Origin of the sequence: Synechococcus sp. L2F (assembly GCF_024345695.1) — a bacterium.
Classification (GTDB): domain Bacteria; phylum Cyanobacteriota; class Cyanobacteriia; order PCC-6307; family Cyanobiaceae; genus MW101C3.
In genome coordinates this window covers 240,001-253,999 of sequence record NZ_JAGQBP010000005.1, presented here as the reverse complement: position 1 = coordinate 253,999, position 13,999 = coordinate 240,001, and the positions used below count along the sequence as shown (strand labels likewise).

Annotated in this window: 17 protein-coding genes and 1 pseudogene; 11 read left to right on the top strand and 7 right to left on the bottom strand. The window is 69.1% G+C overall.

The genetic code is table 11. From position 1 onward, the window contains the following. Positions 1-126, bottom strand: a pseudogene (locus KBZ19_RS13730) (photosystem II D2 protein (photosystem q(a) protein)); the annotation flags it as partial. Between the two features lie 259 nt (positions 127-385). Between KBZ19_RS13730 and KBZ19_RS13725 the strand changes: the two are divergent. After that, positions 386-997: a photosystem I assembly protein Ycf4 gene (locus KBZ19_RS13725; RefSeq protein WP_255101309.1), complete on the top strand. Its 612-nt coding sequence runs from the start codon at positions 386-388 to the stop codon at positions 995-997. Between the two features lie 5 nt (positions 998-1,002). Further along, the gene (locus KBZ19_RS13720; protein WP_255101328.1) at positions 1,003-1,713 is read left to right on the top strand and encodes a peptidylprolyl isomerase; all 711 of its coding nucleotides are present in this window, start codon (positions 1,003-1,005) and stop codon (positions 1,711-1,713) included. A gap of 6 nt (positions 1,714-1,719) precedes the next feature. Here KBZ19_RS13720 and ilvN read toward each other — a convergent pair whose 3' ends face one another. After that, positions 1,720-2,250, bottom strand: coding sequence for an acetolactate synthase small subunit (ilvN, locus tag KBZ19_RS13715; RefSeq protein ID WP_094513065.1), 531 nt, complete (start codon positions 2,248-2,250; stop codon positions 1,720-1,722). A gap of 71 nt (positions 2,251-2,321) precedes the next feature. Further along, entirely contained in the window at positions 2,322-3,260 is a 939-nt protein-coding gene (locus KBZ19_RS13710) for an alpha/beta fold hydrolase (RefSeq protein ID WP_315856363.1), read from the bottom strand. A gap of 111 nt (positions 3,261-3,371) precedes the next feature. On the opposite strand from KBZ19_RS13710, the gene KBZ19_RS13705 reads away from it, so the two are divergent. The 4 genes from KBZ19_RS13705 to KBZ19_RS13690 all read left to right on the top strand — a co-directional run bounded on the left by KBZ19_RS13705 (position 3,372) and on the right by KBZ19_RS13690 (position 6,304). After that, the gene (locus KBZ19_RS13705) at positions 3,372-4,406 is read left to right on the top strand and encodes a N2,N2-dimethylguanosine tRNA methyltransferase (protein ID WP_399220341.1); all 1,035 of its coding nucleotides are present in this window, start codon (positions 3,372-3,374) and stop codon (positions 4,404-4,406) included. Positions 4,407-4,424: 18 nt separating this feature from the next. Then, entirely contained in the window at positions 4,425-4,523 is a 99-nt protein-coding gene (gene petM, locus KBZ19_RS13700; protein ID WP_094513066.1) for a cytochrome b6-f complex subunit PetM, read from the top strand. A gap of 64 nt (positions 4,524-4,587) precedes the next feature. Next, positions 4,588-5,550, top strand: a complete 963-nt coding sequence (locus KBZ19_RS13695; protein WP_094513067.1) for an NAD(P)H-binding protein — start codon at positions 4,588-4,590, stop codon at positions 5,548-5,550. A gap of 538 nt (positions 5,551-6,088) precedes the next feature. Beyond that, the gene (locus KBZ19_RS13690; RefSeq protein WP_094513068.1) at positions 6,089-6,304 is read left to right on the top strand and encodes a hypothetical protein; all 216 of its coding nucleotides are present in this window, start codon (positions 6,089-6,091) and stop codon (positions 6,302-6,304) included. A 22-nt stretch (positions 6,305-6,326) separates the two neighbouring features. On the opposite strand, the gene KBZ19_RS13685 is transcribed toward KBZ19_RS13690, so the two are convergent. Next, positions 6,327-7,007 (bottom strand): pseudouridine synthase, encoded by a 681-nt coding sequence (locus KBZ19_RS13685; RefSeq protein WP_233133030.1) that lies wholly within the window; start codon positions 7,005-7,007, stop codon positions 6,327-6,329. Positions 7,008-8,063: 1,056 nt separating this feature from the next. Between KBZ19_RS13685 and infA the strand changes: the two genes are divergently transcribed. Beyond that, positions 8,064-8,333 (top strand): translation initiation factor IF-1, encoded by a 270-nt coding sequence (infA, locus tag KBZ19_RS13680; protein ID WP_094513069.1) that lies wholly within the window; start codon positions 8,064-8,066, stop codon positions 8,331-8,333. Between the two features lie 39 nt (positions 8,334-8,372). On the opposite strand, the gene KBZ19_RS13675 is transcribed toward infA, so the two are convergent. Beyond that, positions 8,373-9,932 (bottom strand): DEAD/DEAH box helicase family protein, encoded by a 1,560-nt coding sequence (locus KBZ19_RS13675; protein WP_255101307.1) that lies wholly within the window; start codon positions 9,930-9,932, stop codon positions 8,373-8,375. Positions 9,933-10,092: 160 nt separating this feature from the next. Between KBZ19_RS13675 and KBZ19_RS13670 the strand changes: the two genes are divergently transcribed. Genes KBZ19_RS13670 through KBZ19_RS13660 form a run of 3 tightly spaced genes read left to right on the top strand, consistent with a single transcriptional unit; the run spans position 10,093 to position 12,034 of the window. After that, entirely contained in the window at positions 10,093-10,269 is a 177-nt protein-coding gene (locus KBZ19_RS13670; protein WP_198948295.1) for a hypothetical protein, read from the top strand. Then, positions 10,269-10,976 (top strand): SDR family oxidoreductase, encoded by a 708-nt coding sequence (locus KBZ19_RS13665; RefSeq protein ID WP_255101306.1) that lies wholly within the window; start codon positions 10,269-10,271, stop codon positions 10,974-10,976. The genes KBZ19_RS13670 and KBZ19_RS13665 overlap by 1 nt, the downstream gene beginning before the upstream one ends. 14 nt (positions 10,977-10,990) lie before the next feature. Then, complete coding sequence (locus KBZ19_RS13660) at positions 10,991-12,034, top strand: alpha/beta fold hydrolase (RefSeq protein ID WP_255101326.1); 1,044 nt, start codon at positions 10,991-10,993, stop codon at positions 12,032-12,034. On the opposite strand, the gene KBZ19_RS13655 is transcribed toward KBZ19_RS13660, so the two are convergent. Together KBZ19_RS13655 and KBZ19_RS13650 are read right to left on the bottom strand one after the other, a co-directional pair. Continuing rightward, positions 12,013-12,405, bottom strand: coding sequence for a ferredoxin (locus KBZ19_RS13655; protein WP_094513072.1), 393 nt, complete (start codon positions 12,403-12,405; stop codon positions 12,013-12,015). The genes KBZ19_RS13660 and KBZ19_RS13655 overlap by 22 nt on opposite strands. Next, the gene (locus tag KBZ19_RS13650) at positions 12,402-13,643 is read right to left on the bottom strand and encodes a 1-deoxy-D-xylulose-5-phosphate reductoisomerase (protein ID WP_255101305.1); all 1,242 of its coding nucleotides are present in this window, start codon (positions 13,641-13,643) and stop codon (positions 12,402-12,404) included. The genes KBZ19_RS13655 and KBZ19_RS13650 overlap by 4 nt, the downstream gene beginning before the upstream one ends. A 105-nt stretch (positions 13,644-13,748) precedes the next feature. Here KBZ19_RS13650 and KBZ19_RS13645 point away from each other — a divergent pair, with 105 nt between their 5' ends. Then, on the top strand, positions 13,749-13,967 hold the full coding sequence (locus tag KBZ19_RS13645; RefSeq protein ID WP_094513074.1) for a hypothetical protein: 219 nt from the start codon (positions 13,749-13,751) through the stop codon (positions 13,965-13,967). Positions 13,968-13,999: the final 32 nt, after the last annotated feature.

The window sequence follows — 13,999 nt, the reverse complement described above, 5'->3', positions numbered from 1 at the left end:
ATAGGCCGTGGGGAACAGCAGCAGACCGGACCAGCCGACAAACACGAAGCGGTCGCGCTTGAGCCAGTCATCGAGGACGTCGAACCATCCCCGAGCCGAAGGCGCGCGCCCTACAGCAATCGTCATGGGAAGAAAAAGTGCGGAAATCCCGCCAAGCTGAGGGATACCGCAGGATCGTAACAACGAAACCCACCGCTGCGAGGAAGCCCGAAATGGGCTGACACCCTTGCCGCAGCCAGCGTTCTTAAGCAATTCTTCTGATTGCCCAGCGGCGGCGGCATGTTGCCGAATCCAGCAACCTTTTCGCTGGTCCCGTGTTCGCTTTTCCACAGCCTCGCGGCACGGAGGCGAGGATGGCAAGTCTTCCGCCACCACCCCCGCTCCCATGCCCCCGGCTTCTTCCTCCGCCGGCACTCCGCCGCGCCCCGACCCGGCCGCCAGTCCAGCTCCCCGCGCCAGCGATCCCGCCGATGTGCTTGAGCAGTCGGTGCAGGGATCCCGGCGCCTCTCCAACCTGCTGGTGGCCTCGGCGGTGAGTGCTGGAGGCGCTGGCTTCCTGCTCACCAGCCTCTCGAGCCGGCTGGGGATCGATCTGCTGCCGATCGGGCACCCCGCCAGCCTTGCCTGGGTTCCACAGGGCTTGGTGATGGGGGCCTATGGCGTGGCAGCCCTGTTGCTTGCCCTCTATCTCTGGAGCGTGATCAGCATCGACGTGGGCGCCGGTGCCAACCGCTTCGATCGCAGCAGCGGCACGGCCACGATCAGCCGCCGCGGCTTCCGCAGCCTGATCAGCTTCGAGCTGCCCCTGCGCGAGATTCAGGCCGTCAAGGTGGACGTGCGCGACGGCCTTAACCCGCGCCGTCGTCTTGCCCTGCGTGTGCAGGGGCGCCGCGATCTGCCCCTCACCCGGGTGGGCGAACCGCTGCCTCTGGCCGAGCTGGAGCAGAGCGGCGCGGAACTCGCCCGCTTCCTCAAGGTGCCTCTGGAGGGCGTATGAACACGATGGCGTTCTCGCTCACCCGCACCCTTCTGGTGAGCCTGCTCCTGTTCACACCCTTCGGCCTCAGCGCTTGCGGCAGCGATCAGAGCCAGGCCGCTCTCGGTTGCGCCTCTGCCGCCAGCCCCTGCCTGAGCGGCAAGGCCGTGGTGTCGCTCCAGACCAGCCGCGGCGATGTGGTCGTGGAGCTCAATGGCGCCGATGCCCCCCTCACCGCCGGCAATTTCGTCGACCTGGTGCGCCGCGGTACCTACAACAACACTGTCTTTCACCGGGTGGTGAACCAGCCCACACCGTTCGTGGTGCAGGGCGGTGACCCCCAGAGCGCCACCCCCGGCGTGAGTCCCGAGCTGTTCGGCACCGGCAGCTTCGTGGACCCCAGCACCGGTCAGCCCCGCTTCATCCCGCTGGAACTGGGCATGAAGGGCAAGGCCACTCCCCGCTACGGCGAGCAGCTCACCGATCCGGCGGATGCAGCGCAGCTGCGGCTCGTGCACGAGCGCGGTGCCATCGCCATGGCCCGCTCCGAGGACCCCAACTCCGCCAGTGCGCAGTTCTACGTGGCTCTGCGCCCGCTTCCCGAGCTCGACGGCCGCTACGCCGTGTTCGGCCGCGTGGTGAAGGGCATGGACGTGGTGGACCGCATCCAGCAGGGAGACAAGCTGGTGAAGGCCAGCGTGATCGAGGGCGGCACCCTGGTGAAGGGTCAGTCCTGAGGCGCCTCAGGCCGGCACCCGTTTCTCTGAGGCGGTGGTCTTGAGGTAGGCGGTGTTCACACCGGAGGCCCGCTCCAGGGCCACTTTTCCGGTGCGCACGATTTCGAGGATTCCGTAGCTCTCGAGGATCTGCTCGAGGGCCACCAGCTTGCCCGGGTCGCCCACCACCTCAAGGATCAGGGCGTTGTCGGCCACGTCCACCACGTTGGCGCGGAACACCTGCACCAGATCCAGGATGGCGGCTCGGCTTTCGGCCGGCGCCGCCACCTTCAGCAGCATCAGTTCGCGCTCCACCGCAGGAATCGTGGAGAGGTCGATCACGTTGAGCACGTTGACCAGCTTGTTGAGGTGCTTGGTCATCTGCTCGAGCGTGCGATCGTCGCCCTCCACCACCATGGTGAGGCGCGATACGCCCCGCTGCTCGGCCGGGCCCACCGCCAGGCTCTCGATGTTGAAGCCGCGGCGGGCGAACAATCCAGAAATCCGGCTGAGGGCACCGGATTGGTCCTCCACCAGCACCGAGAGGGTGTGCTTCATTCCCGGCGGGCACAGCAGGCGATCAGCTTCCCAAATTACGCGTTGGCCTCACGGCCCTCAGGACCGGGCGCTCAGAGGGGATCCTCGGGCCGGGGTGGCAGACGGCGCAGCCAGGCCTGCAGCAGGCGACCGACCGTGGCTGGATCTTCGTCGTGTGGGCAATGGCCCACCCCCTCCAACTTGTGCAGTTCGAGGTCGGGCTGGAGCTTCCGCAGCTCGGCGGCCACCTCGATCGGCACCAACCGATCGGCTTCCCCCCACAGCACCAGCAGCGGCCGGCGCAGGCGCTGCAGCAGCACCGCTGCGGTGGCTCCACGGGGGCGCAGCGCCATGCCGATGCTCATGCCGCGTAGGGCCCAGGCGGCGGTGGGGCGACGTGCCGGACGGGCGATGAGCTGGTGCAGGGCGCTGTCGCCGATCACCGGCGAGTTGTAGGCCGACTGGATGCCCAGATCCAGCAGCGGCGTGCGGGCGATCAGGGGCACCAGCAGCTCCAGCGGCAGCAGCCGGCAGAGCCACACCACCGCCCGGCGTTGCAGCCAGCGCTGCCATGGCGCCCGCCGCGCCGGCACTGGCATCAGCAAAGTGGGATCCGGCAGCGGTGCGGCCACCACCCCCCGCACCCAGGCGGGAAAGAACACCCCGCAGCTGAGTGCCACCAGCCCCCCCAGCGAGTGCCCGATCAGCACGGCCGGCTGTTGCACCACCTGTTCAAGAAACCCCTGGGCCTGACGGGCCCAGAGCCGGTTGTCGAGGCGCATTGCCGGCTGGGCCGAGGCGCCGAAGCCGATCAGATCGAGGCCATAGACGCACCAGCCGGCGGCTGCCAGTGGGCCGGCGGTGGCCCGCCAGTGGCCGCTGCCGGCGGCGAAGCCATGCAGTAGCAGCAGTGGTGGCCCGTCCGGATCGCCCAGCACGCGCCAGTGGCAGTCGAGCCCGCGCCATCGCCACACCGCCGCGCGGCCCCAGTCGGGTCCGGCCGTTGCGACAGGCTGGCCCAGGGATGTCACCAACGGAGCGGGTTCACGCAAGACACCTCTCACTATTGCGAAGCTTCAGCAGCGCTGTGCACGGGTCAGGGGTTCTTCCGGCCGGAATCCCGGCCCTCCCGTGATCTGGGGGTGCTGCTGGCGCGCCAGCTCAGCCTGGCGGGCCCCCTGCGGGTGCTCGACCTCATGACCGGCTGCGGCATCCGGGCGTTGCGCTACGGCCAGGAGAGCCCGGCTCAGCTGGTGTGGGCCAACGACGCTGACCCGGACCGTCAGCCGCTGCTGCACGCCAACCTTGCCCCCCTGGCGGATCGCCCGGGGCTGGAGTTGCGCTGCTCCGCCCTCACCGCCCAGCAGCTGCTGGCGGGTTGCCTGCAGCGGCAGGAGCGCTTCGAGCTCGTCGATCTCGACGCCTTCGGCTGTCCCACTCCCCTGTTGCCGCTGGCGCTGGAGGCGGTGGCTTTCGGCGGTGTGCTCTACGTGGCCAGCACTGATGGCCGCTCCCCCACCGGCCACGACCGTTCTGCCGCCGTGCGCACCCTGGGGGCTGCGGCGCGGGCCCACCCGGCCAGCTGGGAGCTGGCGCTGCGCCTGCAGCTGGGCGTGGTCGCCCGCACGGCCTGGGCCATGGGGCGCGGCCTGCAGCCGGTGTTCAGCTTCAGTGAGGGCCGCACGTTCCGCACGGCGGTGCGGATCCTGCGCCGGCCCTTGGCGGGCGAGGAACGGCAGCTCGGCCTGCTGGCGCACTGCCACCACTGCGGTGAGCAGCAGGTGCAGAGCCTGCTGCGCCTGCGCCAGTGGCAGGTGTGCTGCGAGCCTGCGGCCGCGCTGGCGGTGAGTGGCCCGCTCTGGATCGGTCCGCTGCAGGATCCCGCCACGCTCACGGCGATCCGTGCTGCCACTGCGGCGGAGGATGCTTCGCTCTGCCGTGCTGCCGCCCGCCTGCTGGGCAGCCTCGCCGCCGACGCGGGCCTGCCCGCGCGCTGCTGGCCCCTGGCCGAGCTAGGCCGGCGCCTGGGGGGCGGTCCGCCGCGGTTGCAGGAACTGCTCGCAGACCTGCACAACCAGGGATGGGAGGCCTGCGCCAGTGGGGTGATGCCCGGCCAGTTCCGCACCGATGCCCCCTGGCCACTGGTGCTCGAACGGGCCGGGGCGCTAAATAGGTAGCCGTTTTCCCAATGGGCCATGGCCTCTGAAATCTTCGGCATCGCGGCGATCTTCTGGGTGCTCATCCCCGTGGGTCTGGCCGGCGGTGCCCTGCTGCTCAAGCTGCAGAAAGACTGAGCCGCCTGCGGCGCGTCGCCCCCTGCCTCAGCTTTAGGCTCAGCGCCCTATCCACCGGTGGTTCATGCAGGTTCTGGTCGTCGGCGCCACAGGAACTCTCGGCCGCCAGATCGCCCGGCACGCGCTGGAGCAGGGGCATCAGGTGCGTTGCATGGTGCGCTCCCCTCGCAAGGCCTCGTTCCTGCAGGAATGGGGCTGCGAGCTCACCCGTGGTGACCTGCTGGAACCCGACAGCCTCGCCTACGCCCTTGAGGGCCAGGAAGCGGTGATCGATGCTGCCACCGCCCGCCCCACCGACAGTGCCGGCATCTACACGATCGACTGGCAGGGAAAGCTCAATCTGGTGCGGGCCTGCGAAGCGGCCAACGTGAAGCGCTTCGTGTTCGTGTCGCTGCTGGAGGCGGCGCAGCACCGCAACGTGCCACTGATGGATATCAAGTACTGCACCGAGCAGTTGCTGGCGGCCTCCCAACTGGATTACACGATCCTGCGCTGCGTGGCCTTCATGCAGGGGGTGATCGGTCAGTTCGCCATCCCGGTGCTCGAAAGCCAGACGGTGTGGGTGAGCGGAACGCCCACGCCGATCGCCTACATGAACACCCAGGACGTAGCCCGATTTTCGGTGGCGGCCCTGAGCCATGACGAAACGATCCGCCAGTCCTTTCCTGTGGTGGGGCCGAAGGCCTGGAACACCGGGGAAGTCACCCAGCTGTGCGAGCGCTACAGCGGGCGATCGGCTCGCGTGTTCCGTGTGCGGCCCTTCCTGATCCGTCTGATGCAGGGTCTGGCGTCGTTCTTCGAGCCCGGGGTGCAGGTGGCTGAACGGCTGGCTTTCGCCGACGTGACAGGGGGTGGCCAGAGCCTGGAGGCACCGATGGAGGAGAGCTATGCCGCCTTCGGGCTGGACCCGGCCGCTACCACCCGCCTGGAGGACTACCTCAAGGAGTATTACGACACGATCCTGCGGCGTCTGCGCGAGATGGAGGCCGATCTCGACAAGAGCGCCAAGAAGAAGCTTCCCTTCTGAGCTTCAGGCGATTGGCCGCACCTGACTGTCTGGCCGCGTCTTTCTGACTTTCCTGTCTGTCCTGTCTGTCCATGGCCGTCCATGGCTGCGGTTGGAATTGTTCCCAGGCTTTGGCCACATCGCAGACCCGGAAGCCTGGCTGGGTGATACAGCTGGGGTAAGTTCATCTGTACTATGGCAGGGGAATGGTGGGCGTTTGAAGGGCTGGAGGAGCCCCAGTGGCTGAATCAGGCGGCCCAGTGGTTGTGTGAGTGGGCCAGTGGTGGAGTGAGGCGGCGCAGTGGCTGATGGGGCGGACATTGGCTGAGGGGGCTGGTCCGCTGACGCCGGCTCCAGTTCGCCCCCTTTCACTTCCTGCGTCTTTTCCCCCAGTCGCTTCCCTGCTGCCCATCCGCTGCAAGGCTGCTCCCTGTCCACTGGGCACCTCCTCCCCAGCCTCTCCCTCGTCACTTCTCAGTTCCTGCCGCGCCTCTCCGGCCCCCCTGCTGGGTCTCTCCCCCGCTTCCTGCCTCTTTCACCCCCCGGCCCTGTTCGCCCCATGTCGATTGCTCAGATCAAGAACCTGCAGCGGCGTCTCGCCAACCTGGAGCAGGAATCGGTGCAGGAGTTGAACCGTGCCTGCGGCCATGAGCTGTGGCAGAGCCTGGGATTTGATGCCCTCGACGCGCTGGAGGATCCCGATCGGCGATCCAGAGCGAACTACTACTACGGCCAACTGCAAACGGTGCGGGAGCTGCAACAGGTGATCGGCTGAGCGGCATGGATGCCAAGCCTCCCTATCCGCCACCGCCGTTGCGCCCGGATTTCCCGCCACCGGCCCGTCCGCCTCGCCCTCGGACGGGACCGTCGCTCTGGGCGGAAGCAAGCAGGAGCAGCCGCTGCAAGCGTTCCTCCTCCGCCTGGCTCACCGGGCGCCACTGGCCGGCCGGCAGGTCGATCAGATCAAGCGGCGGCTGACCGTCCATCAGGTCGATGGCGGTGCGGATCAGCCGCAGGGTGGGCCATCCCACTGCCGCGGTCATGCGGCGCACCTGCCGATTGCGCCCCTCGCGCAGCTCCAGTTCCAGCCAGCTGGTGGGAATGGCGCGCCGCTCACGGATCGGTGGATCCCGTGGCGGCAGGCCGGGATCCGCCAGCAGCCGGGCCCGGGCGGGCAGGGTGCGCTGGCCCTGGATGGTCACCCCCGCTTGCAGGGCGGCCAGCCCGGCCGGGGTGGGCTCCCCTTCCACCTGTACCCAGTAGCGGCGCCAGTGTCCCCAGCGGGGATCGGTGAGCCGTTGCTGCAGGCGGCCCACGCTCGTGAGCAGCAGCAGTCCCTCACTGTCGGCATCCAGCCGTCCGGCGGCGTAGACCTCCCGCACCGGGATGAACTCTGCCAGGTGCACCCATGGGCTGCCCGGTTCTGCCGTGAACTGGCTGAGCACGCCGTAGGGCTTGTGGAACAGCAGGGTGGGCACGGTCGTTGCTCGTTAGCTGTTGGTGGCGGTGGTTGGAGTGGAATGGTGTGCGTCGCCCTCTGGCCTCAGGCACCAGCATGGAGCCCACCGCACGAAGGCCACAGCTGATCGGCCACAGCTGATCGGCCACAGCAGAACGGCCACAGCATGGAGTCCATTGCCATGGACCTCCGCAGGAAGGCCATGGCTTGCAGATCAAAGCTGGTAGGGGACAGTTTGGAGCCCTCTGCTTGATGACAACTGCTTGATGGCCACTGCAGGAAGGCGACAGCTTGATGGAGACAGCTTCCAGTCTTCAGCTCCAAGGCTTGCGGGCAGCAGACGGAAGCTCAAAGCCGGTAGGCAGTGCCTCACAGGCTCCTGAGCTGGCTTGAACCAGCTGGCTGATGCCGCCAGGCAAGCCATGGCACTGGCCCCCATCTGGGGCAACCTGCCGGAGTTCATTTCTGGTTTCGGAACTCAATCAGATCGGGCCCGCGAGCCAAACCCTGACCGGGCCCCGGCGGCTGTGATTCACCCAGAGGAGCCCAGTCCCATGTGGCTCCACCCCGTTCAGCCAGCCTTCCGATGCGGAACCAGCCCAGTCATTGGCCTGAGGCAGATCCAGGCAGCAAGCTGGATTGCGCAGGCAGGCTCATCGCCACTCAGCTGGCGCTGCGGCGTGCGCGCCAAAGGTTCACTGCGCCGATGGAAATCAGCAGCAAGCCCAGATCGAGGGACAGGGAAGGAACGATCAAGGCTTGGCCCCGGAGCGATCGCAGACCCTAGGGGTTGGGGGGCGACAGCGTTGTGGTGGCAGGTCGGCGGGGTTTCGGCCTGCGTGCCACTGAGGTTTGGGTCTGATGCTGCTGGGGGTAGGGCCTGTTGCCGGTGTGGCTTGCTCGGGGGCACTGCTCAGCTGGCGCAGGGCGGGCACTCTGCTGGCTCAGGCGTGATGCTCAGCTTGTGGTTCAGGAGTTGCGCTGCTTACCGGTGTGGAGAGGGGCCGGCCTGGAGGGGGGGGAGAGGCGCCAATTTAAGCTGTGCCTTCTCCTACAGATTGAGCACCCGCTCCGCATGATCGAAACCTCGGGCGTGATCGAGAAGGAACAGGGCAATGGTTTCTACCTGGTGACCCTCGATCAGCCCGCTGGCCACCAGTGCCTGTGCCGTGCTGCAGGCAAGCTCACCAAGTTCCGCATCAAGCTGCTGGCCGGTGACAAGGTGCTGGTCGAGATCAGCCCTTATGACCTCACCCGTGGCCGCATCACCTACCGGGAACGCAACGCCGGTGCCACGGGCCCGCGCCCGGGTGGCAACCGTCCGGGCGGCCCGCGCCGCCGCTGAAACCCCTGCGCTGACACGCCACCCTGCGTGCCCACCGCTTCAGGCGCGCTGACGGGTGTGCAGGAAGCCGGGCAGCTGGGGCCCGCGCAGCCGGATCACCTCGCCGGCTTCATCGCGCAGGGCCTCCAGTGGCAACCCAGGCGCGCGTCCACCCGCCGCGGCCCCGGGCTCCTCCGGCATGGGCTTCGGCTGGATCAGATAGGGCTCTGCCACCGACCAGGTGCGCGCATAGCTGACCAGCAAAGGGTCGGCGGGCGCATACACATAGGAGGGGTGCCTTGGGATCGTTTCCTGTTCCGCCCGCTGGCCATCGACGCGGACGGCCCGCGTAATCGCCTGCACGAAGCGGCTGCGGGTGACCACGGTGGTCAGGTAGGCCACCACCCGCACGCGGGGGGCATCGAAACCTTCGGCGCACATGTCGATGCTCACCAGCCAGTCGGCGCCACCGGCGCGAAAGTCCGCCAGCCGCTGGGCCGCCTCCGGATCCTGCGAATGCACCAGCAGCACCTGGTCGCCCTGTTCCTCCAGCAGTCCGGAGAGGCTGCGGGCATGGGCGATGTCGCGGGCGATCACCAGGCCGCCGGCCTCGGGATGGTCGGTGTTGCGAAGTGTTTCGAGCTTGCGCCTCGCCTGAAGCAGCACCCGCAGGGCAATGCTGCTGGGATCCCCCAGGCGGATCGCCCGACGCAGGTTGCGGGCGCGCCAGCTCTCCCGGTGCTCGGCGGAAAGGGGCGAACGCTCCAGTTCAATTGCCGCCAGCGCCCCATCGGCGCTGGCCTGGCCGTGGTCGACCCAACCGTCCTGGAAGCGGAACTCCAGCGGCCGCACGTCCCCCTGATCAATCAACTGGCGCGGTTCCACGCTCAGGTCGGGGGCGATCTCCTCGACGATCACGCCCTCCTGCCGCCGGGCGATGCGGCGGGAGGCGCTGAAACCGAGGTTGTCGGCGCGGAACGGAGTGCCGCTCAGCCCCAGGCGCATCACGCAGTTCCGGCTGAGGCGGCCGAAGGCATGGCTCCAGGCGGTGGCTTCCGGATCGTCGGGATCGAGGCCGAGGTGGTGCACCTCATCGGCGATCGCCAGCACCTTGCCGGCCTGAAGGCCCGCCAGCTCGCGCTCCAATTGCAGCCGGTGCCGGGCCGCGCTCTGGTAGCTGATCAGCAGCCCCTGGCCGGGGACCATCCCACTCCAGCCGCTACTGCCACTGCCTTCGCCTGCAGCGCTCGCTTCGAGATCGAGCTCCCCCAGCTCCAGGCCCAGGCGTGCGGCGGAGGAGCGCCATTGGCTGGCGATCGACTGGCGATGGCAGAACACCAGGAAATGGCTCAGCCGCCCTTCCGCCAGCAGGCGCTGGAACCCCAGCAGCGCCCCCAGGGTCTTGCCGGCTCCGGGCCCGGCATGCACCAGCACGTCTTCGCCCTGCGGCCCGGCGCGCACCAGCCGCCGCCGCATCAGGTCGATCAGCTGGCGTTGCCACTGGCGCGGCCTGAGCCCGCCGCCGGTGGCCGGGCCGGACGCCGCTTCCGCCGCCGCTCCGGATGCGGCTGTGGCGGTGCCTGGGGCACGCCTGCCAAGATCGAAGGAGGGTGCGGCCACGGTTCCCTGCGGTGGCGCCATTGTGCCGCCCCTCGCTGTGGCTGCCTGAGCGGAAAGAATGGGGGTTTGTTCCCAGGGTTTTTCCCGCTTCCGCCCCTACGTTCAGGCCATCCCCCCAGGACCTGCAGCCCCCGCTGTTCTCCGCGCCGTTGAGGCACCGATGAGAGAGTTCCCCGAGTCCGGTCTGCCGGAACCCCTCCTCCGTGAGCACCTTGAGGGTTGTTTCCAGCAGGAGTGCGACATCGACCCCGTGATCCTGCGGGTCCGTCTGCTGCGCCATCTCGGCTCGGTGGTACAGGCCCGCTGCCTGGAACAGGAATTGCTGCCGTTGTTCTGATGCCCTTCCCTTCCACTCCGGCACTGCTGGCCGTCACTGGTGCCTCCGGCAAGACCGGCTGGCGGGTTGTACAGGAAGCGCGCCGCCGTGGTTATTCGGTGCGGGCGATCCTGCGGCCGGGCTCGAACGTCCCCGAAGGACTGGAAGGGGCGGAGCTGATCCGGCTGGAACTGTCCGACCAGAGCGCCCTGCAGCAGGCGCTCGCCGGCGTGGAGGCGCTGGTGATCGCCACCGGCGCGCGCCCGTCGATCGACCTGACCGGTCCCCTGCAGGTGGATGCGCTGGCGATCCGCAGCCAGATCGCCGCCTGCCGTGCCGCCGGGGTCAAGCGCGTGGTGCTGGTGAGCTCGCTCTGCAGCGGCCGGCTGTTTCACCCGCTCAACCTGTTCGGCCTGATCCTGATCTGGAAGCGCGTCGGCGAGCGTTGGCTGGAGAGCAGCGGCCTGGATTGGACCGTGATCCGCCCCGGTGGGCTGCGCGAAAGCGAGGAGGGTCTCGAGCGCGAAGGGCTGCGCTTCAGCGGTCCGGATCAGCAGGAGAGCAACAGCATTCCCCGCCGCTTGGTGGCGCGCGTCTGCCTCGATGCCGTCGAAGCGCCCGCCTCCATCGGTCGTCTGATCGAAATCACCAGCAGCCAGGACCTGCCGCCCAGCTCCCTGGCCCAGTGGCTGGAGGGGGCGGCCGGCGCCAGCCCCGCGCGCGCCTGATCGCTCCGTTGACGTTGACTGCTGCGGCTTTGCTGGATCACCTGGGCGTGCCGCCCTTCCAGCCCCGGGCGCCCTGGTGGGGCGCCGATCTCCAGACCCTGCGCGACACGCTGCGTCCAGAGCGCTTACCGGCGGAGTCGGCCCAGGCGGTGCCGCTGGCGCTGCCCGGAGGCGAAGCCCTGCTCGGCTGCCTCGATGCCCCCGCTGCTGGCCCCGACGGCTCCGCCGCCCGCCCCCACGCCCTCGTGCTGCTGCTGCATGGGCTGGGCGGCTCCAGCCGCAGCATCGGCCTGCTGCGGCTGGCGCATGTCCTGCGGCAGGCGGGGTTTGCCGTGCTGCGGCTGAACCTGCGCGGCGCGGGAGCGGGCCGGAGCCTGGCGCGGGGCACCTACGCCGCCCACTGCAACCGCGATCTGATCCCGGCGCTGCGGCAGGCCCGCAGCCTCGCCGCCGGCCGCCCTCTGCTGGGGGTGGGGCTGTCGCTCGGCGGCACCGTGCTGCTCAATGGCCTGCTCGACGCCTCCGCCCCGGGATTGCTGGACGGCCTGGTGGTCGTGAGTTCCCCGATCGATCTGGCCAGCAGTTCGGCCGCCATCGGCCGGCCCCGCAACCGCCTGTACGAGCGCTGGCTGCTGCAGCGCCTGCGCCAGCAGACCCTGGCCGATCCCGGTGGCCTGCAGGACGGGCAGCGCAGCCAGCTGCAGGCGGTGGAGTCGATCCGCGCCTTCGACGCCCTGATCACCGCGCCGCGCTGGGGATTCGAGTCTGTGGAGGCCTACTACGCGGGCGCCAGTCCGCTCTGGCTGCTGCAGGGCTGCCTGGCGGGAGAACCTCCAGCGCGGCCTTTGCCCCCTCTGCTGATGGTGCATGCCCTCGACGATCCATGGGTGCCCGCTGCCCCCGCGGTGGCGTTGCAGGAGCGGCTCACGCCGGCCTCACCGCTGCAGATCGTGCTCAGTCAGGCGGGCGGCCACAACGGCTTCCACGGCCCGGGGGGCAGCTGGTCTGATCTGCTGGTGACGCGCTGGCTGCTGGATCAGGTGCAGGGGAGCCCCTGAACGCCGGTGGCGGTGGGGGCGAACGGCGTGCGGCGAATCACCCAGTCGTCGATGGGACGGCCGGCGATCAGGTGGTCGTCCACGATCCGCTCGATCCGCTCCGGGGTCACACCGCCGTACCAGAGGCCTTCCGGCCAGATCAGCAGGATCGGCCCGCCTTCGCACACGCGCAGGCAGTCGGCTTTGGAGCGCAGCACCACCCCCTGGGGGCGCCCCGGGTCCTCCAGGCCGCGCTCGCGCAGCAGGCGCTTGAGCAGGGCCCAACTGGCGGCTCCCACCGCCGGATCACCGCACAGGGCCTTGGTGGGGGTGGCGCAGAGCAGCAGGTGGCGCTCGACGCCGGCTGACGCCGGCAGGATGCCGCTGCTCATGCGGTCAGCAGGGTGCGGCCGGTGGCCGCGGCGGCCTCCCGCACGGCCTGGCGCGCCCAGGCATCAACGGCCAGCACGTCAGCGAGCGAGGGGGCGGCGCTGAGGTCGGCCCGGTGGCGGTCGCAGACCTGTTCGATCAGTGTCGGAATGTCGAGGAAGTGCACCCGTTCCTCCAGGAACAGGGCCACCGCCTGCTCGTTGGCGGCATTCATCACCGCCGGCATCGTGCCGCCGGCGCGGCCGGCCGCGTAGGCCAGGGCCATGCACGGATACTTGGCGCCGTCGGGGGCGCGGAAGCTGAGCGTGCCCACCTCGGTGAGATCGAGGCGGCGCCAGGGGGTTTCCAGCCGCTCCGGCCAGCTGAGGCAGTAGAGAATCGGCAGCTTCATGTCGGGCCAGCCCAGCTGCGCCAGCACCGACGAATCCACCAGCTCCACCATCGAGTGGATGATGCTCTGGGGATGGATCACGATCTCGATGTGGTCGAAATCGAGGCCGAAGAGGTAGTGGGCTTCGATCACCTCCAGCCCCTTGTTCATCAAGGTGGCGGAATCCACCGTGATCTTCCGCCCCATGCTCCAGTTGGGGTGGCTGGTGGCATCGGCCACGGTGGCCTTGGCCAGATCGGCGGCCGGCCAGTCGCGGAAGGCACCGCCCGAGGCGGTGAGCTGGAGGCGGCGCAGCCCCGGGGTGGGAACGCCGGTGGAGAGGCGGGCGGTGTCGGCCCAGGGGGTGCCCTGCAGGCACTGGAAGATGGCGGAATGCTCCGAATCGGCCGGCAGCAGGCGACTGCCGCTGCGCTTCAGCGCCGGCAGCACGACCGGCCCTGCGGCGATCAGGGTTTCCTTGTTGGCAAGGGCCAGATCCTTGCCCGCCTCCACCGCCGCCAGGGTCGGCAGCAGCCCGGCGCAGCCCACGATGCCGGTCACCACCAGATCGGCGCTGGCCCAGGCGGCAACGGCGCAGAGCCCTTCGTTGCCGCCCAGCAGCTCAGGGCGCCGCAGCGGTTGCTGCTCCTTCGGCAGGGCATCGAGCCGTGCGCTCAGCTCAGCCAGCAGCTCCCCCTCGGCCAACGCCACCACTTCGGGGCTGTGGCGCACGATCTGCTCCACCAGCAAGGGTAGGTTGCGTCCGGCGGTGAGCCCCACCACCTTGAAGCGATCGGGGAATTCCTCGGCCAGCTCCAGGGTCTGGGTGCCGATCGAGCCGGTGGAGCCCAGCACGCTGATCGCTTTCATCAGAACGGCCCGACGCTGCAGGGCGCCAGTCTCCCATTGCCGGCTGCAGGGCAGACGGCCTGGGTCTGCAGCGCGTCACACTGAACGCACTTGCCGCGGTGTTCCGTGCTCTGGCTCAAGCGCTGGAACTTCATCGAGCGGGCCCGCCTGGAGCGGGAGCTCTGGGACGCCTTCGAGCGCCAGGAGGACATCGAGGCGCTGGTGGCCGCCTGCCCGGCCGACGACCCCTTCCGTCAGGAGGTGTGGCAGACCACCCTGGGGCGGATCCGCAAGATCGAGAAGCTGATGGTGGGCAAAGGGCCCACACCGCCAGCTGATTCCTGAGCCGCTCCAGCTGACCATGGAGCCGGGCCAGC